This window comes from Enterobacter cloacae complex sp. P47BA, from assembly GCF_014930485.1.
In the GTDB taxonomy this organism is placed as follows: Bacteria; Pseudomonadota; Gammaproteobacteria; order Enterobacterales; family Enterobacteriaceae; genus Enterobacter; species Enterobacter bugandensis.
On sequence record NZ_JADBRF010000025.1, the window covers coordinates 16,078 to 35,787 of the forward strand.

Genomic DNA, 19,710 nt, shown 5'->3' on the forward strand with positions numbered 1-19,710 from the left:
TTTCACACAACGATAACAGGAACAGATCCGATGGCCAAAAACTACGCTGCGCTGGCAAACGACGTTATCAGCGCGCTGGGCGGCAAAGAGAACATCGTCGCCGTCACCCACTGCATGACGCGCCTGCGTTTCGTTCTGAAAGACGAAAATCTTACCGACGTTGCGCGCCTGAAAAGCATCAGCGGCGTGCTTGGCGTGGTGCGTAACGACAACCAGTGCCAGGTGATTATTGGCAACACGGTTTCACAGGCGTACCGCGAAGTAGTGAGCCTGCTGCCCGTTGACCTGCAGCCCGTGGTACCGGAAGGCCCGCAGAAGCTGACGTTACGCCGCATTGGTGCCGGGATCCTCGACGCGCTGATCGGCACCATGTCGCCGCTGATCCCGGCGATCATCGGCGGTTCGATGGTCAAGCTGCTGGCGATGATCCTCGAAATGACTGGCGTGCTGGAAAAAGGCGCGCCGACGCTCACCATTTTGACGGTCATTGGCGACGGGGCGTTCTTCTTCCTGCCGCTGATGGTAGCGGCCTCGGCGGCGGTGAAGTTTAAAACCAACATGTCGCTGGCGATTGCCATCGCGGGCGTGCTGGTGCACCCGAGCTTTATCGAACTGATGGCGAAAGCGGCACAGGGCGAGCACGTTGAGTTCGCCTTTATCCCGGTGACGGCGGTGAAATACACCTACACCGTCATCCCGGCGCTGGTGATGACCTGGTGCCTGTCGTACATCGAACGCTGGGTGGATCGCATCACCCCGGCGGTGACGAAAAACTTCCTCAAGCCGATGCTGATCGTGCTGATTGCCGCCCCGCTCGCCATCGTGCTGATTGGCCCGCTGGGGATCTGGATCGGTAGCGCCATCTCCGCGCTGGTTTACACCATTCACGGCTACCTGGGCTGGCTCTCCGTCGCCATCATGGGCGCACTGTGGCCACTGCTGGTGATGACCGGGATGCACCGCGTGTTTACGCCGACCATCATTCAGACCATTGCCGAAACGGGCAAAGAAGGAATGGTGATGCCGTCAGAAATCGGCGCCAACCTGTCGCTCGGCGGCTCGTCGCTGGCGGTGGCATGGAAAACGAAAAACCCGGAACTGCGCCAGACGGCGCTGGCCGCGGCGGCCTCCGCCATCATGGCGGGGATCTCTGAACCGGCCCTGTACGGCGTAGCGGTACGCCTGAAGCGTCCGCTGATTGCGAGCCTGATCAGCGGCTTTATCTGCGGCGCGGTGGCGGGTATGGCAGGCCTTGCCAGCCACTCAATGGCGGCGCCGGGGCTGTTTACCAGCGTGCAGTTCTTCGACCCGGCCAACCCGATGACCATCGTCTGGGTGTTTGGCGTAATGGGGCTGGCCGTGGTGCTGTCATTTGTTCTGACCCTGCTGTTAGGGTTTGAGGATATCCCGGTCGAAGACGAGGCTGAAAAAGCGCGCGCCCTGCAGACCGCACCGGTGCAGAACAACGCAGCAAAAGCATAAATTGAAAGCGAGGTAAGAATGTCTGTTTTTCCACAAGGATTTTTATGGGGCGGCGCGCTTGCCGCCAACCAGAGTGAAGGTGCTTACCGTGAAGGCGGCAAAGGACTGACGACGGTCGATATGATCCCCCACGGCGCGAACCGCCTGGCGGTGAAGCTGGGTAAGGAAAAGCGTTTTTCGCTGCGTGAGGACGAGTTCTACCCGAGCCACGAGGCGATTGATTTTTACCATCGCTATAAAGAAGACATCGCTCTGATGGCGGAGATGGGCTTTACGGTGTTCCGCACCTCGATTGCCTGGAGCCGCCTCTACCCGAACGGCGACGAGCCGCTGCCGAATAAAGAGGGCATCGCCTTCTACCGCGCGGTGTTCGAGGAGTGTAAAAAGTACAACATTGAGCCGCTGGTAACGCTTTGCCACTTCGACGTGCCGATGCACCTGGTGACGGAGTACGGCTCCTGGCGCAACCGTAAGATGGTCGATTTCTTCGCCCGCTACGCCCGCACCTGCTTCGAGGAATTTAACGGGCTGGTGAAATACTGGCTGACCTTCAACGAAATCAACATCATGCTTCACAGCCCGTTTTCCGGCGCGGGGCTGGTGTTTGAGGAAGGTGAAAACGAAGATCAGGTGAAATACCAGGCCGCACACCACGAACTGGTGGCGAGCGCGCTGGCGACCAAAATTGCTCACGAGGTGAACCCGGAAAACCAGGTCGGCTGCATGCTGGCGGGCGGTAACTTCTACCCGTACTCCTGCAAACCGGAAGACGTGTGGATGGCGCTGGAGAAAGACCGCGAGAACCTGTTCTTTATCGACGTGCAGGCGCGCGGCAGCTATCCGGCCTACTCCGCCCGCGTGTTCCGCGAGAAAGGCGTCGTGATTGTGAAAGACCCAGGCGATGACGAACTGCTGAAAAATACCGTCGACTTTGTCTCGTTCAGCTATTACGCCTCGCGCTGCGCGTCGGCGGACATGAACGCGGGCAACACCAGCGCGGCAAACATCGTGAAGTCCCTGCGTAACCCGCATATTCAGGTAAGCGAGTGGGGCTGGGGCATCGATCCGCTCGGCCTGCGTATCACCATGAACATGATGTACGACCGCTACCAGAAGCCGCTGTTCCTGGTGGAAAACGGCCTGGGAGCGAAGGACGTCATTGATGAAAACGGCGAGATTAACGACGACTACCGCATCAGCTACCTGCGCGAGCATATCCGCGCAATGGGCGATGCGATTGAGGACGGCGTGCCGCTGATGGGCTACACCACCTGGGGCTGCATCGACCTGGTGTCGGCTTCAACGGGCGAGATGAGTAAGCGCTACGGGTTTGTGTACGTTGACCGCGATGATGCCGGCAACGGGACGCTGGAGAGAAAGCGCAAGAAGTCGTTCTGGTGGTATAAGAAGGTGATTGCGAGTAACGGGGCGGATCTGGCGTAGCCAGTTGCCCGGTGGCACTACGCTTACCGACCCTACGGTTTTGTAGGCCGGGTAAGGCGTAGCCGCCACCCGGCACTGCTCAGAGCGGAGAAAACCCTCCATCCCCAACCCACTCCGCCAGCCGCGAATACACCTCTTCCACCGCCGCCTTCACCGGCGGCGTCATCGGGTAATAAAAGCCGACAATGTCCGGCTGAATTCCTAAAAACAGCACCTCGCCCACGTCGTCTTTAATCTGATCGACCAGGTAGTTCAGCGGCATATTGTGGGTGGTCATCATAAACATCTCGGCGATGTCGTCCGGATCAATCAGGCGGATTTCGCCCGGGTTCAGCCCCATATCGGTGGCATCGACGATTAGCAGCCTTTCCGGGTGCAGCTCGCGAATGGCGACCACATCGTTTTCCGGCGCGCTGCCGCCGTCAATCACCACCCAGTCGCCCTGCGGTTTTGCGGCGCACATCTCCGCCAGCAGCGGGCCCGCGCCGTCGTCGCCCATCATGCTGTTGCCGACACACAGTAAAACGTCAGTCACGTAATCTCCTCACCATCAGGTAGATGGCGCTCTCCTGATGAATATCGTGCAGCATGCCGAGCAGCGTTTTGCTCCAAGCCTGCTGCGCCGGGGTTTGCCTGCCGAGCGCCGCGTCAAAGGCGTTAGCGAGCATCGTGATATGGTTGGCGTCGATGACGATCTCGCCATACTTCGGCACGCCCTCCATCTTGCGCCGCGCGGTGCTGCCCTCCTCCAGCGTGGCGATCCACGTCAGGTATTCCGTCCACGGGCAGGTTAGCGCCGCCTCCAGACAGTCGATCACCCCGAGGTGGTGCCCAATCGCCAGGCTGTAATAGACCACCTGCTGCGCCGCATCCGGCGTGGCATCGTTCTCATCAATAAACTTACGGCTCAGCTGGCTGAACACCACCGTTTCACTCATCGGATACGCGCCTCATCCACAATGCTGTTCAGGTTTGCCACGATCTCATTGAGACGCGGATCGTTTTCCGCTTCCAGCCAGCGCGCCACCTGATGGTCGCCCTGGCTCAGCAGGCGCAGGTAATCGTCGGCAATCTGACGCCCGTAGCGATAGCCCGCCAGCCTGCGCGCCGTGCGGTCGACCTTCACGCGCAGCGGCTGCACCATGTCCGGATGCAGAATGGCCGCGGGCTGGTTGTCGATCTCGCCAGGGGCGCGGGCGTGGATCTTCTGCTCCAGCAAGCCGAGCGCCATCGCAAAGCCGTACAGCGTGGCGGCAGGCGTCGGCGGGCAGCCCGGAATATAGACATCCACCGGCACGATTTTGTCGGTGCCGCCCCAGACGCAGTAAAGATCGTGGAAGATGCCGCCGCTGTTGCCGCAGGCGCCGTAGGAGATGCAGATTTTCGGATCCGGCGCGGACTGCCAGGCGCGCAGCGCGGGCGATCGCATAGCGCGGGTCACCGCCCCGGTAAACAGCAGAATGTCCGCATGACGCGGGGACGGTACCACTTTGATGCCGAAGCGCTCGGCGTCAAATAGCGGCGACAGGGTGGCGAAGATCTCGATCTCACAGCCGTTGCAGCCGCCGCAGTCCACGCGGTAAACGTAGGCCGAGCGTTTGATTTTTTTCAGCAGCGACGCCTTCATGCTGGCGATGGACTCCTCCACCGTCAGCGGCACCGGAATGCCGTTATCGTCGCGCGGGCCGAGTAAGTTTTCCATCAGCTGGCCTCTCTCATATGGCGGGTAATATCAATGCGGTCGGACGGCAGCAGGCACTTCTGACGTTTGCACTCCGGGCAGGTTTCGAAGCTTTCGCGGTGATGCTCCGCGCGGGCGTCGCCGTTGTGCTGCAGCAGCGCGATGGCGTAGTCGATCTCTTTTTGCACGGCGAACGGACGCTTGCAGACGCGGCAATTGCACAGCGCGAAGCGCGACTGCTGGAGAAAATCCTCTTTTTTCCACACCGCCAGTTCGTACTCCTGGGAAAGTCGAATGGCGACCGTCGGACAGACCTCCTCGCAGCGGCCGCAGAAGATGCAGCGCCCGAGGTTAAACTGCCAGGCCAGCTCGCCGGTTTTGAGGTCCGTTTCCACCGTTAAGGCGTTCGACGGGCAGGCGTTGACGCAGGCCGCGCAGCCGATGCACTGCTGCGGGTTGTGCTCCGGCTTGCCGCGAAAGTTTTTATCCACCGGGATCGGCTCCAGCGGATAGCTGCTGGTCTGCGCGCCGGTTTTGATTACTTTTTTGATAAAGGTAAACATGGCGTGTCCTTATTTCAGCGGCGAGTTCTTGCGCTCGATGCTGTAGCGCTCAAGCTCTTTGTACGGCACTACCTGGCTTTTCTTCTTGCGCACGTCCACCACCGTCATGCGGTCGGTGCAGGAGTAGCATGGATCGAGGCTGCCGATGATCAGCGGCGCGTCAGAGACCGTGTTACCGCGCAGCATATAGCGCAGGGTAGGCCAGTTGGCGTAGGTCGCCGCGCGACAGCGCCAGCGGTAGAGCTTCTGATTGTCGCCGGTCATGCTCCAGTGGATATCATCCCCTCGCGGCGCTTCGGCAAAGCCGAGGGCAAAGCGGTTTGGAATGTAGGTGAAGCCCTCCACCATCAGCGGACCGCCCGGCAGGTTGTCCAGGCCGAAGTCGATCATGTTCAGGGCGGTGTAGACCTCGTTGATACGCACCTTGAGGCGAGAAATAACATCGCAGCCCTGTTCGCTGTGCACGGTCATCGGCAGCAGGCCGTAGCCGACGAACGGGTGATCGGCGCGGGTGTCACGGGCGTGGCCGCTGGCGCGCACCATCGGGCCGACATTGCTGAAGTCGCGGGCAATTTCCGGATCGAGGCGACCAATCCCGACGGTGCGCTGCTCGATGTTTGGCGTGCTGAGCAGCATGTCCACCAGCTCCTGCACGTCCCGGCGCATCTGCTGCGCCAGCTGGCGGGTCTTGATCATGTCGTCTTTCAGCAGGTCGCGGCGGATCCCGCCGATCAGGTTCAGGCCGTAAGTTTTACGCGCCCCGGTGAGGATCTCCGCCATCTTCATCGACGCTTCGCGCACGCGGAAGAACTGCATAAACCCGGAGTCAAAGCCGACGAAGTGGCAGGCAAGGCCGAGATTCAGCAGGTGCGAGTGCAGGCGCTCCACCTCCAGCAGAATGGCGCGGATCATCTGCGCGCGCTCCGGCACCACGATCCCCATGCCGTTCTCCACCGAGGTGGTGTAGGCGGTGCTGTGGGCGAAGCCGCAGATGCCGCACACGCGGTCAGAGAGGAACGTGACCTCGTTGTAGCCCATGCGGGTTTCCGCCAGCTTCTCCATGCCGCGGTGGACGTAGAACAGGCGGTAGTCGGCGTCGATGATATTCTCGCCGTCGACGAACAGGCGGAAGTGGCCCGGTTCGTCGGAGGTGACGTGCAGCGGGCCGATCGGCACCACGTTGTTCTTCTTGCTGCCCAGCTCGTTGATGAACTCGTAGGTTTCGCTGTCGGTGGTCGGGGCCGGACGCTGGCGGTAATCCATGCTGTCCTTGCGCAGCGGATAGAGTTCATCCGGCCAGTCGTCCGGCAGCACCAGACGACGCTCGTCCGGCAGGCCGACCGGCACCAGGCCGTACATGTCGCGCACCTCGCGCTCGCCCCAGACAGCGGCAGGCACGCGCGGCGTCACGGACGGGTATTCCGGCTTATTCGGGTCGACTTCGACGCGCACGGTGAGCCAGCACTTCTCGCCCTGCTCCATCGACATCACGTAGTACACCGCGTAGTTACCGCACAGCTGACGCTCGTCGTTACCGAACAGCACCGACAGCCAGCCGCCCTGCTGGTAATAGAGAAACTCCACCACTTCCGGCAGGTAGTTCACCTTCACGGTAATGGTGATCTGATCTTTGGTTTGCCAGGACTCATCCAGCACCACGCCGGGGAAAGCCTGATGCAACGCGGCGAGATACTGCTGACCTTTCTTTTCTTCAGACATAAACACTCTCTTTAATCACGCCACCAGCAAGGAGACGAACGCTAAAAATGCAAAACCAAAACCGGCCCAGGTGATGCGCGAGGTTGCCGCAAAACGCAGGCGCGCCATGCTGTTTTCAAACAGGGCGATGACCAGCACGCCGACCAGCAGCTTGAGGGCGGCAACCACCACGGCCAGCAGCAGGCCACCCACAGAGAAGTGCGTCATCTGCCCCCACGGGAAGAAAACGCCAACAAACATCTGCAACACCACCAATTGCTTAAGGCTGATGCCCCACTTCAGCACCGCGAAGCCGTAGCCGCTGTACTCGGTAAGCGGCCCTTCCTGCAGCTCCTGCTCCGCTTCCGCGAGATCGAACGGCAGCTTGCCCATCTCAATAAACGTGGCGAACGCGCAGGCGCAGAGTGCCAGCACGAGCGGGATGGAGCGGGCCACCGGCCAGTGGTAAACGGTGTCGGTGATAAAACTGATGTGGGTCGAACCTGCAACCTGCGCGGCTACCCACAGCCCCAGCAGCAGGATCGGCTCCACCAGCACGCCGAGCATCGCCTCGCGGCTGGCGCCGATGCCGGTAAACGGGCTGCCGGTGTCCAGGCCCGCAATCGCAAAGAAGAAGCGCGCGATGGCGAAGAGGTAGATGAGCGTAATCAGATCGCCGAGCACCGGCAGCGGCGAGCCTACCGTGACCACCGGCAGCGCGGTGGCGATGGTGAGCATCACGCCGACCATCACGAACGGCGTCAGGCGGAACACCCAGCCCGCGGCATCCGGCGCGACGCTCTGGCGGGAGAGCAGTTTGAAGAGATCGCGGTACTCCTGGAGCACGCCAGGCCCGCGACGGTTGTGCATTCGGGCGCGCGCCACGCGCGTGATGCCCGACAGCAGCGGCGCGACGGCGAACAGCACCAGCGCCTGAAGAATTGCCAGTAAAAGACTCATGTCAGGCTCCTCGTGAAATCACAATCACCACCAGCACCGCCAGCTCGATCAGCGCCAGTCGGCGGAACAGCACGGGCACGGCAGCACTCTGCCAGCCCGGCACCCAGCCCTGCGGGTTAAGCCACTGGCGCAGCTTCAGCACGGCGGCGAAGTTCTCCTTCACCGGCATGGCAAAACCGTGGGCGGTAATGACCATCGACGGCTCGTGTTCGTAGCCGCAGGCCCACGCCGCGACGCGCGAACGGGAGGCGAGACGGTCGCGTCTGAAGAACAGCATCAGCACGAACGGCAGGAGCGGCCCGGCGATCAGCAGCAGCGCCATCATCGGCTGGGAGACAACGGTATGCGCCGTCGCCAGCGGCAGCGGAACGGCGTGGCCCAGCAGCGGCAGCAGCCACGGCGCGGCAACCCCGCCCGCAATGCAGCACAGCGCCAGCACGACCACGCTGGTGGCCATCAGTACCGGGGCGCAGCAGGCGTTCTCCGCTTCACGGGTGCGCGGCGCGCCGAGGAAGGTGACGCCATAGACTTTCGCCATGCACATCACCGCCAGCGCCCCGGTAATCGCCAGACCCACCGCCAGCAGCGGGCCGAGCAGCCGCGCGATAAACGCGTCGCTCTGGCCGAGCGCGAAGAAGGACTGATAGATCACCCACTCTCCGGCAAAGCCGTTCAGCGGCGGCAGCGCGGCCATCGCCATCAGCCCCACCAGCATGGCGAGTGAAATCATCGGCATCTTTTTGCCAATCCCGCCGAGCTTTTCGATATCGCGATGGCCGGTGCGGAACCAGACGCTGCCCGCGCCGAGAAACAGGGTGCTCTTGAACAGGCTATGGTTGACGAGGTGATACAGACCGCCGATAAACCCGGCGGCAATCAGCGCCGGCTGGTTGAGCGCCAGCCCGGTGACGCCCGCGCCCATGCCGAGCAGGATGATGCCGATGTTTTCCAAGGTGTGATAGGCCAGCAGACGCTGGATGTTGTGCTCCATCAGGGCGTACAGCCCGCCGACAAAGGCGGTGATCATCCCCGCAATCAGCAGCGCTACCCCCCACCACAGCGGCGGCTGACCGCCCGTCAGGGTAATCGTCAGGATACCGAACAAACCGACCTTCATTACCACCGTCGAAAACAGCGCGGCGGCGGGTGCAGAGGCATTCGCGTGCGCCTGCGGGACCCAACCGTGCAGCGGGATAATCCCGGCCAGCAGGCCAAAGCCGACTGCGCCCAGCAGCCAGACGTCGTTCCCCAGCGGCTGGCCGTTAAGCGCGGCAAAGTCCAGGGTGCCGAAACGCTGCCACACCAGCCAGCAGGCCAGCGCCAGCAGCAGCGTGCCGAGGCGTCCGAGCGCAAACCACAGCTTGCCGGAGGCGCTGCAGCCGGTCAGGAACACGCCACACAGCGCCATGATTTCGGCCATCACCACCAGCGCGCCGAGGTTGCTGGCGATAACCGTGCAGACCGCGGCGGCCATCAGCAGATTGACCAGCAGGCCGTTGGCTTTGGTCTGCTGATGGCGGTGCCAGTCAATATTGAACAGGCTGATAAACAGCCCGCACAGGCCAAAGGTCACCAGCCAGATGGCGTTCAGCGGCGTAATCGCCACGGTATGGCGAATCAGCGGCATGAGTGTTTCTACGGATTGTCCGCCGAGCAGGGCGACACCGCCCGCCGCCAGCGTCATCAGGCTGCCGACCGCCCCGCCGATACCGGCTATCCAGCCGCTCAGGGTTTTATGGAAAGAGAACACCAGCGCCAGCGCGGCGGCAGCGGCAAAGTACGCCACGGCGCTGTTAATCATAAATATCGCGTTCATTTCGCCCCCTCGTTTAGCGCCTGCAGAAGCGAAAGATCGCCGACGTCGGTATTAATGGTCAGCTCGCGCTTGCGCCTGCTGGTGCGGGCGATATCGCGGATGTTAACCAGGATCAGCGCTTTGGTCGGGCAGGTCCGCACGCAGGCCGGACCCTGTTCGTCAAAGCTGCACAGATCGCACTTCACCGCAATAGCGCGGATGCCGGGCACCCAGTCCAGCAGCGTGCTCACGCGTGCCGGAGCCGGTGGCGCAGGCGGCGCTTTCGGGGTATTGGCGTTCGCCGGGATATGCAGCGGGCGGCTGCCGGAGAATTCAATGGCACCGAACGGGCAGGCGATGCCGCACAGCTTGCAGCTCACGCACAGGCTTTCGTTCAGCTGGACCGCGCCATCGACGCGGGTGATGGCATTGACGGGACAGACGCCCGCGCACGGGGCATCTTCACAGTGGTGGCAGAGCTGCGGGGCAGACTCTTTCTCATTACGCATGACGCGCAGGCGCGGCATGGACTGCAGCCCGTGCAGGCGGTGCGTTTCCGAACACGCCGCCTCACAGGTCCGACAGCCAATACAGACCGTCGAGTCAGCAATTACAAAACGGTTCACCGGGCAATCCTCTGGTGATGGTCATTTTTGACGACGAAAAACTGTCTCATCGACACTTTTCGACATTCGGTTATCTGGCAAGATTTGCGGGGGCCTTTCCCGCGACGAGCTGTTTGAGGTCGACCGGCAAGTCGTGCTCAACCGCGGCGTAGAGACCGTTGTAAACCGGCGCGATTTTCTCCAGATAGTGCTCAAGTACCTGCTGGCGATCGCGGTTGCTGACGTAGCCGTCGACCATGCCGTCGGCCATCAGCTGCGCCTGCGCAATACGTTGTTTTTCACCCTCTTTATTCTCAACGTAGTACTCGATGGTGTGGCTGTTAAAGCTGTCTGCCAGGGTCACAAAGACCGTGAAATGACCGAACAGGACAAAGCGCATATCCCCCTGCGCCGCACAGCTCATTGCATGATGCAGTCGGGCTTTTGACAGGGTGATCCCCTGAACCAGAGAGTTACAGTAGAGGTGCCACTGATCCTGAAGCTGCTGGTGGCGCTGCGCGATGTAATCCGCTTTTTCGCTAATTTCCCAAATAGTCATAGAAGGTATCCGGTTTATGGAGATAGCGGCTGTTAAGCAGATTCCGTGCCAGTTTTTAATGTGTTGATTTGAATGATTTTTATCAAAAAAGATACTGTCAACGCCGCCGTGTCGACGTGTCATTTCGACAGCGCTGACATCGTCACGCCGTAACGCAAATCAAGCTGGCACCGTTATTGCATTTACTGGCGCAAATCATTGAGGAGGCGTCATGCACGAAATCACCCTCTGCCAGCGGGCTCTGGAACTTATCGAACAGCAGGCAGTGCAAAACCACGCGAAGCGCGTCACCGGCGTCTGGCTGAAGGTCGGGGCGTTTTCCTGCGTCGAGACCAGCGCCCTGAACTTTTGTTTTGAGCTGGTGTGCCGCGGCACGCTGGCGGAAGGCTGCGCGCTGCATATCGACGAGCAGCAGGCGGAGTGCTGGTGTGAGCAATGCCAGCAGTACGTCACCCTGCTCTCATCAAAGGTTCAGCGCTGCCCGCAGTGTCAGAGCACGGGTCTTCGCATCGTGGCGGATGACGGTATGCAGATCCAACGCCTCGAAATCGAGAAGGAGTAATGTATGTGTAGCACCTGCGGTTGCGCCGAAGGCAACCTGTATATAGAAGGGGATGAACACCGTCCCCACTCCGCGTTTCGCTCCGCGCCTTTTTCCCCTGCCCCGCGTCCTGCGGCGGCCCTGACCGGCATCACCTTTGCGCCGCAGCGTTCCGACGCGGGCGACCTGCATTACGGCCACGGCGAAGCGGGCACCCACGCGCCGGGCATGAGCCAGCGCCAGATGCTGGAGGTGGAGATCGACGTGCTGGACAAAAATAACCAGCTTGCCGCCCGCAACCGCGCCCGCTTTGCCGCGCGTCAACAGCTGGTGCTCAACCTGGTCTCCAGCCCCGGCTCCGGTAAAACCACCCTGCTGACCGAAACCCTCAAACGGCTGAACCAACGCATCTCCTGCGCGGTGATAGAAGGCGATCAGCAAACCGTTAACGACGCAGCGCGCATCCGCGAAACCGGGACGCCCGCCATTCAGGTTAACACCGGCAAGGGCTGCCACCTGGATGCGCAGATGATTGCCGACGCCGCCCCTCGCCTGCCGCTGGCGGATAACGGCATCCTGTTTATCGAAAACGTCGGTAACCTGGTATGCCCGGCAAGCTTCGACCTCGGCGAACGGCATAAAGTGGCGGTGCTCTCCGTGACTGAAGGAGAGGACAAGCCGCTGAAGTACCCGCACATGTTCGCCGCCGCCTCCCTCATGCTGCTGAACAAAGTTGACCTGCTGCCGTACCTGAACTTCGACGTGGATAAGTGCCTTGCCTATGCCCGCGAGGTGAACCCGGACATTCACATCCTGCTGGTTTCCGCCACGCGCGGCGACGGCATGGCCGCCTGGCTGGACTGGCTGGAGAGCGAACGATGTGCATAGGCGTACCGGGACAAATCCATTCCCTCGACGGCAATCAGGCCAAAGTGGAGGTTTGCGGCATCCTGCGCGACGTCGACCTGACGCTGGTGGGCAGCACCGATGAGACGGGCGCGTCGCGCCTCGGCCAGTGGGTGCTGGTCCACGTGGGGTTTGCGATGAGCGTGATTAACGAAGCGGAAGCCCGCGACACGCTGGACGCGCTGCAAAACATGTTTGACGTGGAGCCGGACGTGGGCGCGCTCCTGTACGGCGAGGAGTGCTAGCCTATGCGTTACGTTGATGAATACCGCGCGCCAGAACAGGTGATGCAGCTTATCGAACATCTGAAAACGCGCGCGGCGCTGCTGGACTACACGAACGAAAGGCCGCTGCGGATCATGGAAGTGTGCGGCGGGCACACGCACGCCATCTTCAAGTTTGGCCTCGACCAGCTGCTGCCGGAGAACATCGAGTTTATTCACGGCCCCGGCTGCCCGGTGTGCGTTTTGCCGATGGGGCGTATCGACAGCTGCATCGAAATTGCCGGCCAGCCCGATGTCATTTTCTGCACCTTTGGCGACGCGATGCGCGTGCCGGGGAAAAACGGCTCGCTGTTGCAGGCGAAGGCGCGCGGCGCGGACGTGCGGATCGTTTACTCGCCGATGGATGCCCTGACGCTGGCAGAGGCTAACCCTGAGCGCAAGGTCGTCTTTTTCGGGCTGGGTTTTGAAACCACCATGCCCGCTACGGCCATCACGCTGCAGCAGGCGAAAGCGCGCAACGTCACTAATTTTTTCTTTTTCTGCCAGCATATTACGCTCATTCCCACGCTGCGCAGCCTGCTCGAAGAGCCAGACAACGGCATCGATGCGTTTCTGGCGCCGGGCCACGTCAGCATGGTGATTGGCACAGACGCCTACGGTTTTATCGCTGATCAGTACAATCGTCCGTTAGTGGTAGCTGGTTTCGAACCGCTTGATCTACTGCAAGGCGTAGCCATGCTGGTTGAGCAGAAAATAGCGTCCCTGAGCGCGGTCGAAAACCAGTACCGCCGCGTGGTGCCCGATGCGGGAAATGAACGGGCGCAGCAGGCGATTGCCGACGTGTTTAGCGTTGAGGGCGACAGCGAGTGGCGCGGGCTGGGGCTGATTGCGGAATCCGGCGTGCGCCTGACGCCTGCCTATCGCGAATTTGATGCCGAAGCGCACTTCCGCCTTCAGCCGCAGCAGGTGTGCGACGATCCCCGGTCCCGCTGCGGCGAGGTGCTTACCGGCAAATGCAAACCTCATCACTGCCCGCTATTTGGCAACACCTGTAACCCGCAAACCGCGTTTGGCGCGCTGATGGTCTCCTCTGAAGGGGCATGCGCCGCGTGGTATCAGTATCGCAACCAGGAGTGTGAAGCATGAACACGGTGGAAATGGCGCACGGAAGCGGTGGACAGGCGATGCAGCAGCTGATTAACCGGCTGTTCATGGAGGCCTTTAATAACCCCTGGCTCGCCGAGCAGGAGGATCAGGCGCGCATCGCGCTCTCAACCCTCACCGCACACGGCGACCGGCTGGCGTTCTCCACCGACAGCTACGTGATTGACCCGCTATTCTTCCCGGGCGGCGATATTGGCAAGCTCGCCGTCTGCGGTACGGCCAACGACGTGGCCGTCAGCGGCGCCATTCCGCGCTACCTCTCCTGCGGATTTATCCTCGAAGAAGGATTACCGATGGAGACGCTTGCGGCAGTGGTCAACAGCATGGCGCACACCGCCCGCGAGGCGGGGATTGCTATCGTCACCGGGGATACCAAAGTGGTCCAGCGCGGCGCGGCCGATAAGCTCTTCGTCAACACCGCCGGCATGGGGGCGATCCCCGCCGACGTTCACTGGGGCGCGCAGCAGCTTTCGGTGGGCGACGTGCTGCTGGTAACCGGCACGCTGGGCTGCCACGGGGCAACCATCCTGAACCTGCGCGAAGGCCTGGGGCTGGACGGCGAGCTTCGCAGCGACTGCGCGGTGCTCACCCCGCTTATCCAGACGCTGCGCGACATCCCGGGCATCAAAGCCCTGCGCGACGCCACCCGGGGCGGGGTGAATGCCGTTGTCCACGAGTTCGCCGCAAGCAGCGGGTGCGGGATTGAACTGAGCGAGCGCGACCTGCCCGTTAAGCCTGCCGTGCGGGGGCTGTGTGAGCTTTTAGGGCTTGACCCGCTAAACTTTGCCAACGAGGGCAAGCTGGCGATCGGCGTAGAACGTTCGGCGGCGGAAGCCGTACTTGAACAGCTGAGAGCGCATCCCTTAGGGAAAGACGCGGCCATCATTGGCGACGTGGTTGAGCGCAAAGGGGTGCGCCTGACCGGACTTTATGGCGTGAAGCGCACGCTGGATCTGCCGCACGCTGAGCCGTTACCCCGAATTTGCTAGAACCGCGCCATAAGCGGTCAGCAGTGAAGTCTCTTTTTTGCCAGTTTCTATTGGAAAGCAATAATGCCGTATACACCGATGAGCGATCTTGGACAGCAGGGCCTGTTTGACATCACGCGCACACTTTTACAACAGCCCGATCTCGGCGCGCTGAGCGATGCCCTGACGCGGCTGGTCAGGCAATCAGCGCTGGCGGACAGCGCGGCGATTGTGCTCTGGCATAGCGGAACGCACCGCGCGAGCTACTATTCCACGCGCGAGAATGGCAAAACGTTTGAATACGAAGACGAAACGTACCTCGCGCACGGCCCGGTGCGCCGCATTCTCTCCCGGCCTGAAGTGCTGCACTGCAATTTTGAAGAGTTCCGGATGGCATGGCCGCGGCTGGCAGAGAGCAATCTCTATCAGCCTTTCGGTCATTACGGCATGCTGCCGCTGGCGGCGGAGGGCCATATTTTTGGCGGCTGCGAGTTTATCCGCAATACCGACCAGCCCTGGAGCGAGGCGGAGTACGAGCGGCTGCACACCTTCACGCAGATTGTGGCCGTCGTCGCGGAGCAGATCCAAAGCCGCGTCACCAATAACGTGGATTACGACCTGCTGAGCCGCGAGCGCGATAACTTCCGCATTCTGGTCGCCATCACCAACGCCGTACTCTCAAGACTCGACATGGACGAGCTGGTCAGCGAAGTCGCCAAGGAGATCCACCACTATTTCAGGATCGACGCCATCAGCATCGCGCTACGCGGGAACCGCAAAGGCAAGCTGAACATCTACTCCACCCACTATCTTGATGAGGCCAATCCGGCGCACGAGCAGAGCGAGGTGGACGAAGCGGGCACCCTTTCTGAGCGGGTGTTTAAAAGCAAAGAGATCCTGCTGCTGAATCTTAGCGAGCAGGACCCGGTGGCGCCGTACGAGCGGATGCTGTTTAACACCTGGGGCAACAAAATTCAGACCCTGTGCCTGCTGCCGCTGATGTCCGGCAGCACCATGCTTGGGGTGCTCAAACTGGCGCAGTGCGATGAAGCCGTGTTTACCACCGCCAACCTGAAGCTGCTGCGCCAGATCGCCGAGCGTATTTCCATCGCGCTGGATAACGCCCTCGCCTATCAGGAGATCCACCGCCTGAAAGAGCGGCTGGTGGACGAAAACCTGGCCCTGACCGAACAGCTCAACAACGTGGACAGCGAGTTTGGCGAAATCATCGGGCGCAGCGATGCCATGTACAGCGTCCTCAAGCAGGTGGAAATGGTGGCCCAGAGCGACAGCACGGTGCTGATCCTCGGTGAAACCGGCACCGGTAAAGAGCTGATAGCCCGCGCCATTCATAACCTGAGCAACCGCAACAGCCGGCGGATGGTGAAGATGAACTGCGCGGCGATGCCCGCGGGTCTGCTGGAAAGTGACCTCTTCGGCCACGAGCGCGGCGCGTTTACCGGGGCCAGCAGCCAGCGGCTGGGCCGTTTCGAACTGGCGGATAAAAGCTCGCTGTTCCTCGACGAAGTGGGCGATATGCCGCTGGAGCTGCAGCCCAAGCTGCTGCGCGTTTTGCAGGAGCAGGAGTTTGAGCGCCTCGGCAGCAACAAGCTGATCCAGACCGACGTGCGGCTGATTGCCGCCACCAACCGCGACCTGAAAAAGATGGTCGCCGACCGCGAGTTTCGCAGCGATCTCTACTATCGCCTGAACGTCTTTCCGATCTGCCTGCCGCCGCTGCGCGAGCGTCCGGAAGATATTCCGCTGCTGGTGAAGGCCTTTACCGCGAAGATTGCCCGCCGGATGGGGAGGAATATCGACAGTATTCCTGCCGAAACGCTACGTACCCTTTCGGCGATGGAGTGGCCGGGGAACGTGCGCGAGCTGGAAAACGTCATTGAGCGCGCGGTGCTGCTGACGCGCGGGAACGTGCTGCAGCTCTCTTTGCCTGAAGTCTCCCTTCAGGAAGCCCCCACGCTTTCGGCAGAAGTCGCGCAGGAAGGCGAAGATGAATATCAGCTCATTATGCGCGTACTGAAAGAGACCAACGGCGTGGTAGCCGGACCGAAGGGCGCAGCTCAGCGGCTGGGGCTGAAACGCACTACCCTGCTCTCTCGCATGAAGCGTCTGGGAATCGATAAAGAGAGCCTGCTTTAACCCGACATTCCGGCGCCGCTTATGGCGCCGCTTTTCGTCACCCTGCGCAATTGTCCCTCATTGACACAATATATTTTCCTCTGTATAAAATTCCGCCTTAATAATGCGTTTCATTTGCATCAAAAATAATATTAATGAAGGGTAGCGTTTCATGAAGAAGGTCATCTGCGCGTTAGGCCTGGCGATTGCGTCGGTCAGTTCTGCTCTGGCAACCACATATCCTCTGACGATTGAAAACTGTGGCTATAAAGAGACATTCACTAAAGCGCCGGAACGCGTCGTGGCCCTCGGTCAGAACACCGTGGAAATTTTGCTCCTGCTGGGGCTGGAAGATAAGGTCAAAGCCAGTGCCTTCTGGCCGACCAAAGTGCTGCCGCAGCTGGCTGAGCAGAATGCAAAAATCAAAACCCTGACCGTCGAAATTCCGACTCTTGAATCCATCCTTGCGCAAAACCCCGATTTTGTTCCTGCACAGCTGCCGCTGCTGCTTGGGCCGGAAAGTAAGGTCGCAAAACGTGAAGATCTGGCTACCGTCGGCGTGAACAGCTATTTATCTCCAGGCATGTGCGCCACCAAAAAAGCGGCAGGCGATATGTACGGCAGCCGCCAGACGCTGTGGGATATGACGTACCTTTATAAAGAGATTGAAGATTTCGCGAAGATTTTCAACGTTGAAGCGCGCGGCCAGGCCGTTATCGCTGATTTCAAAAAACGTGAGGCCGACCTGCGTCAGGAATTTGGTAAAAACAAAAAAGATCTCTCGTTTGTTTTCTGGTTCTCAAGCGCCTCGCCTTCGGCAGATGCCTATGTCGGCGGGAAAAATAGCGCCTCCGGTTTTATTGCTAACGTGCTGGGTGGCCATAACGCCATTACCGCTGAGACCGAATGGCCGACCGTCGGCTGGGAAAGTATTATTGCCGCGAACCCTGATGTGATTGTCGTCTCCAGTCTGGACCGCAACCGCTGGGCGCTGGATAACGCGGATGAGAAAATCAAATTCCTGAAAAGCGATCCTGCCGTGAGCCAGCTTGATGCCGTCAAAAAAGGCCATATCGTGGTGATGGACGGTCAGGCGATGAACCCGACGATTCGTACGATTTACGGTGCTGAACAGGTGGGTGAACAGCTCAGAAAACTGGGGCTGAACTGATGACGGCAGCCGTACTTCAGGCCCGCCAGGGCCTGATCCTGACCACTTCCGCTCTGCTTGCCGTTGTCCTGCTGTTTTTAGTGATTGCTCTTGGCGTCAGCGTCGGCGAGCTGTCGATTCCGCTCTCCAACGTCTTTTACGCTATTGGTAATAAGCTGGGGCTGACCGACGTTCCGCTCAACCGCATCTATGAGAGCGTAATCTGGGACTTTCGCCTGAGCCGCGCGCTGGTGGCGGCCTGCTGCGGGGCCGGTTTAGCCATCTGCGGTGCCGTGCTGCAAAGCCTGCTGAAGAACGCGCTGGCGGAACCTTACGTGCTCGGCGTGTCGGCGGGTGCCTCAACCGGGGCGGTGTCGGTCGTCGTCCTGGGCATCGGCACCGGCGCGGTGTCGCTCTCTGCGGGCGCGTTTGCCGGGGCGTTCGCCGCCTTTGCGTTTGTCGCCTTTCTGACGAACGGCGCGCGCGGCGGCAATGAACGCACCATTCTGGCAGGCGTTGCTGCATCTCAGCTTTTCAACGCCATTACCGCCTACACCATCAGCACCTCCGCCAGCGCGCAGCAGGCGCGCGACGTGATGTTCTGGCTGCTGGGCAGCTTTAGCGGCGTGCGCTGGCCGGAATTCCAGCTGGCGCTGGTTGTCGTGCTGGCGGGTCTTGCCGTCTGCCTCTATTATTCCCGGGCGCTGGACGCCTTTACCTTTGGTGATGACGCGGCAGCCTCCTTAGGCATTGCCGTGCCCTGGGTGCGTCTTGCCCTGTTTACCACCACGGCCCTGATCACCGCGACCATCGTCAGCATGGCGGGCTCAATCGGCTTTGTAGGGCTGGTGGTGCCGCACGTCATGCGCTTCCTGTTCGGGCCGCTGCACCGCACGCTGCTGATTGCCAGCGCGCTGGCGGGGGCGATCCTGATGGTGCTGGCCGATATCGCCTCGCGCATGCTGATTGCCCCGCAAAGCCTGCCCGTCGGCGTGGTCACCGCGCTGGTGGGCGTACCTTTCTTTGCCGTGATTATCTACCGCTCAAGGAATAAGTGATGAGTATCTGCGCTGAAAATATTACCTGGAAGGTAGGCAAAAAAGTTATCGTCAATGGTGTCTCGCTGAAGGTTTCACGCGGCGAAACGGTGGGTTTGCTTGGTCCTAACGGCTGCGGCAAATCGTCCCTTTTGCGTATCCTGGCAGGCCTGCGTTGCCCGGATTCGGGCAGCGTGACCCTGGACGGGCAGGACATTTCCCGCATCGCCAAAAAGCAGCTTGCCCGCCGGGTGGCGTTCGTTGAGCAGCACGGGATGACCGACGCCAATATGCGCGTGCGCGACGTGGTCAAACTTGGACGTATTCCGCACCACTCCCCTTTTTCTAACTGGAGCGCGCAGGATGACGACACCGTCACCGCGGCTCTGCAGCGTGTCGATATGCTGGACCGCAGCGAGCAGGGCTGGCTGAGCCTGTCCGGCGGCGAGCGTCAGCGGGTGCATATTGCCCGCGCGCTGGCGCAAACGCCAACCGAAATCCTGCTGGATGAACCGACCAACCACCTGGATATCCATCATCAGATGCAGCTGATGCAGTTGATCAGCCAATTACCCGTTACCAGTATCGTCGCCATCCACGATCTCAACCACGCTTCAATGTTCTGCGACTCGCTGATTGTGATGCAGAAGGGGCAAATTGTGGCGACCGGAACGCCGCAGGACATCTTATCCGAGTCATTGCTTTGGGATGTGTTCCGGGTCAAAACCAAAATTGAGATCTCGCCGTTTCATGGCAAAAAGCACATTCACTTTATCGTTTAGGGACGAGTGATCGACA

The 19,710-nt window shown here is 60.7% G+C and carries 20 protein-coding genes; 11 read left to right on the forward strand and 9 right to left on the reverse strand.

Annotation, left to right across the window (positions count from 1 at the left end; all coding sequences use genetic code 11):
- Positions 1 to 30: 30 nt before the first annotated feature.
- On the forward strand, positions 31 to 1,482 hold the full coding sequence (ascF, locus tag IM299_RS20740; RefSeq protein WP_045261256.1) for a PTS cellobiose/arbutin/salicin transporter subunit IIBC: 1,452 nt from the start codon (positions 31 to 33) through the stop codon (positions 1,480 to 1,482).
- Between the two features lie 18 nt (positions 1,483 to 1,500).
- Positions 1,501 to 2,925, forward strand: a complete 1,425-nt coding sequence (locus IM299_RS20745) for a 6-phospho-beta-glucosidase (protein WP_193358035.1) — start codon at positions 1,501 to 1,503, stop codon at positions 2,923 to 2,925.
- A 79-nt stretch (positions 2,926 to 3,004) separates the two neighbouring features.
- Here the strand turns inward: IM299_RS20745 and hycI are convergent, their stop codons facing one another.
- From hycI to hycA, 9 genes are all read right to left on the reverse strand, one after another.
- Positions 3,005 to 3,460, reverse strand: a complete 456-nt coding sequence (hycI, locus tag IM299_RS20750; RefSeq protein ID WP_126817298.1) for a hydrogenase maturation peptidase HycI — start codon at positions 3,458 to 3,460, stop codon at positions 3,005 to 3,007.
- Complete coding sequence (locus tag IM299_RS20755) at positions 3,453 to 3,863, reverse strand: formate hydrogenlyase maturation HycH family protein (RefSeq protein WP_193358036.1); 411 nt, start codon at positions 3,861 to 3,863, stop codon at positions 3,453 to 3,455. The genes hycI and IM299_RS20755 overlap by 8 nt, the downstream gene beginning before the upstream one ends.
- Positions 3,860 to 4,627, reverse strand: coding sequence for an NADH-quinone oxidoreductase subunit B family protein (locus IM299_RS20760; RefSeq protein ID WP_028014210.1), 768 nt, complete (start codon positions 4,625 to 4,627; stop codon positions 3,860 to 3,862). Before IM299_RS20760 ends, IM299_RS20755 begins: the two co-directional genes overlap by 4 nt.
- Positions 4,627 to 5,169 (reverse strand): formate hydrogenlyase complex iron-sulfur subunit, encoded by a 543-nt coding sequence (locus IM299_RS20765; protein ID WP_041908477.1) that lies wholly within the window; start codon positions 5,167 to 5,169, stop codon positions 4,627 to 4,629. Before IM299_RS20765 ends, IM299_RS20760 begins: the two co-directional genes overlap by 1 nt.
- Before the next feature lie 9 nt (positions 5,170 to 5,178).
- Positions 5,179 to 6,888, reverse strand: a complete 1,710-nt coding sequence (gene hycE / locus IM299_RS20770; RefSeq protein ID WP_193358037.1) for a formate hydrogenlyase subunit HycE — start codon at positions 6,886 to 6,888, stop codon at positions 5,179 to 5,181.
- 15 nt (positions 6,889 to 6,903) lie between these two features.
- Positions 6,904 to 7,827 carry a respiratory chain complex I subunit 1 family protein gene (locus IM299_RS20775; RefSeq protein ID WP_048956609.1) on the reverse strand — a complete coding sequence of 308 codons (924 nt, stop codon included), beginning with the start codon at positions 7,825 to 7,827 and terminating at the stop codon, positions 6,904 to 6,906.
- Between the two features lies 1 nt (position 7,828).
- The gene (gene hycC / locus IM299_RS20780) at positions 7,829 to 9,643 is read right to left on the reverse strand and encodes a formate hydrogenlyase subunit 3 (protein ID WP_193358038.1); all 1,815 of its coding nucleotides are present in this window, start codon (positions 9,641 to 9,643) and stop codon (positions 7,829 to 7,831) included.
- Positions 9,640 to 10,248 carry a 4Fe-4S dicluster domain-containing protein gene (locus tag IM299_RS20785; RefSeq protein ID WP_028014215.1) on the reverse strand — a complete coding sequence of 203 codons (609 nt, stop codon included), beginning with the start codon at positions 10,246 to 10,248 and terminating at the stop codon, positions 9,640 to 9,642. The genes hycC and IM299_RS20785 overlap by 4 nt, the downstream gene beginning before the upstream one ends.
- A 70-nt stretch (positions 10,249 to 10,318) precedes the next feature.
- Entirely contained in the window at positions 10,319 to 10,786 is a 468-nt protein-coding gene (hycA, locus tag IM299_RS20790) for a formate hydrogenlyase regulator HycA (RefSeq protein WP_048956606.1), read from the reverse strand.
- Between the two features lie 211 nt (positions 10,787 to 10,997).
- Here hycA and hypA point away from each other — a divergent pair, with 211 nt between their 5' ends.
- From hypA to IM299_RS20835, 9 genes are all read left to right on the forward strand, one after another.
- On the forward strand, positions 10,998 to 11,348 hold the full coding sequence (gene hypA / locus IM299_RS20795; RefSeq protein ID WP_028014217.1) for a hydrogenase maturation nickel metallochaperone HypA: 351 nt from the start codon (positions 10,998 to 11,000) through the stop codon (positions 11,346 to 11,348).
- Between the two features lie 3 nt (positions 11,349 to 11,351).
- The gene (hypB, locus tag IM299_RS20800) at positions 11,352 to 12,215 is read left to right on the forward strand and encodes a hydrogenase nickel incorporation protein HypB (RefSeq protein WP_193358039.1); all 864 of its coding nucleotides are present in this window, start codon (positions 11,352 to 11,354) and stop codon (positions 12,213 to 12,215) included.
- The gene (locus IM299_RS20805) at positions 12,206 to 12,478 is read left to right on the forward strand and encodes a HypC/HybG/HupF family hydrogenase formation chaperone (RefSeq protein WP_047364419.1); all 273 of its coding nucleotides are present in this window, start codon (positions 12,206 to 12,208) and stop codon (positions 12,476 to 12,478) included. Before hypB ends, IM299_RS20805 begins: the two co-directional genes overlap by 10 nt.
- Before the next feature lie 3 nt (positions 12,479 to 12,481).
- A complete protein-coding gene (gene hypD / locus IM299_RS20810) occupies positions 12,482 to 13,603 on the forward strand; it encodes a hydrogenase formation protein HypD (RefSeq protein WP_193358040.1) in 1,122 nt (373 codons plus the stop codon).
- Positions 13,600 to 14,610: a hydrogenase expression/formation protein HypE gene (gene hypE / locus IM299_RS20815; protein WP_193358041.1), complete on the forward strand. Its 1,011-nt coding sequence runs from the start codon at positions 13,600 to 13,602 to the stop codon at positions 14,608 to 14,610. Before hypD ends, hypE begins: the two co-directional genes overlap by 4 nt.
- Positions 14,611 to 14,673: 63 nt before the next feature.
- Positions 14,674 to 16,746, forward strand: coding sequence for a formate hydrogenlyase transcriptional activator FlhA (gene flhA / locus IM299_RS20820; protein ID WP_028014222.1), 2,073 nt, complete (start codon positions 14,674 to 14,676; stop codon positions 16,744 to 16,746).
- 151 nt (positions 16,747 to 16,897) lie between these two features.
- A complete protein-coding gene (locus IM299_RS20825; protein WP_028014223.1) occupies positions 16,898 to 17,896 on the forward strand; it encodes an ABC transporter substrate-binding protein in 999 nt (332 codons plus the stop codon).
- The gene (locus IM299_RS20830; protein WP_028014224.1) at positions 17,896 to 18,933 is read left to right on the forward strand and encodes an iron ABC transporter permease; all 1,038 of its coding nucleotides are present in this window, start codon (positions 17,896 to 17,898) and stop codon (positions 18,931 to 18,933) included. The genes IM299_RS20825 and IM299_RS20830 overlap by 1 nt, the downstream gene beginning before the upstream one ends.
- Positions 18,933 to 19,694: an ABC transporter ATP-binding protein gene (locus IM299_RS20835; protein WP_048956599.1), complete on the forward strand. Its 762-nt coding sequence runs from the start codon at positions 18,933 to 18,935 to the stop codon at positions 19,692 to 19,694. The genes IM299_RS20830 and IM299_RS20835 overlap by 1 nt, the downstream gene beginning before the upstream one ends.
- Positions 19,695 to 19,710: the final 16 nt, after the last annotated feature.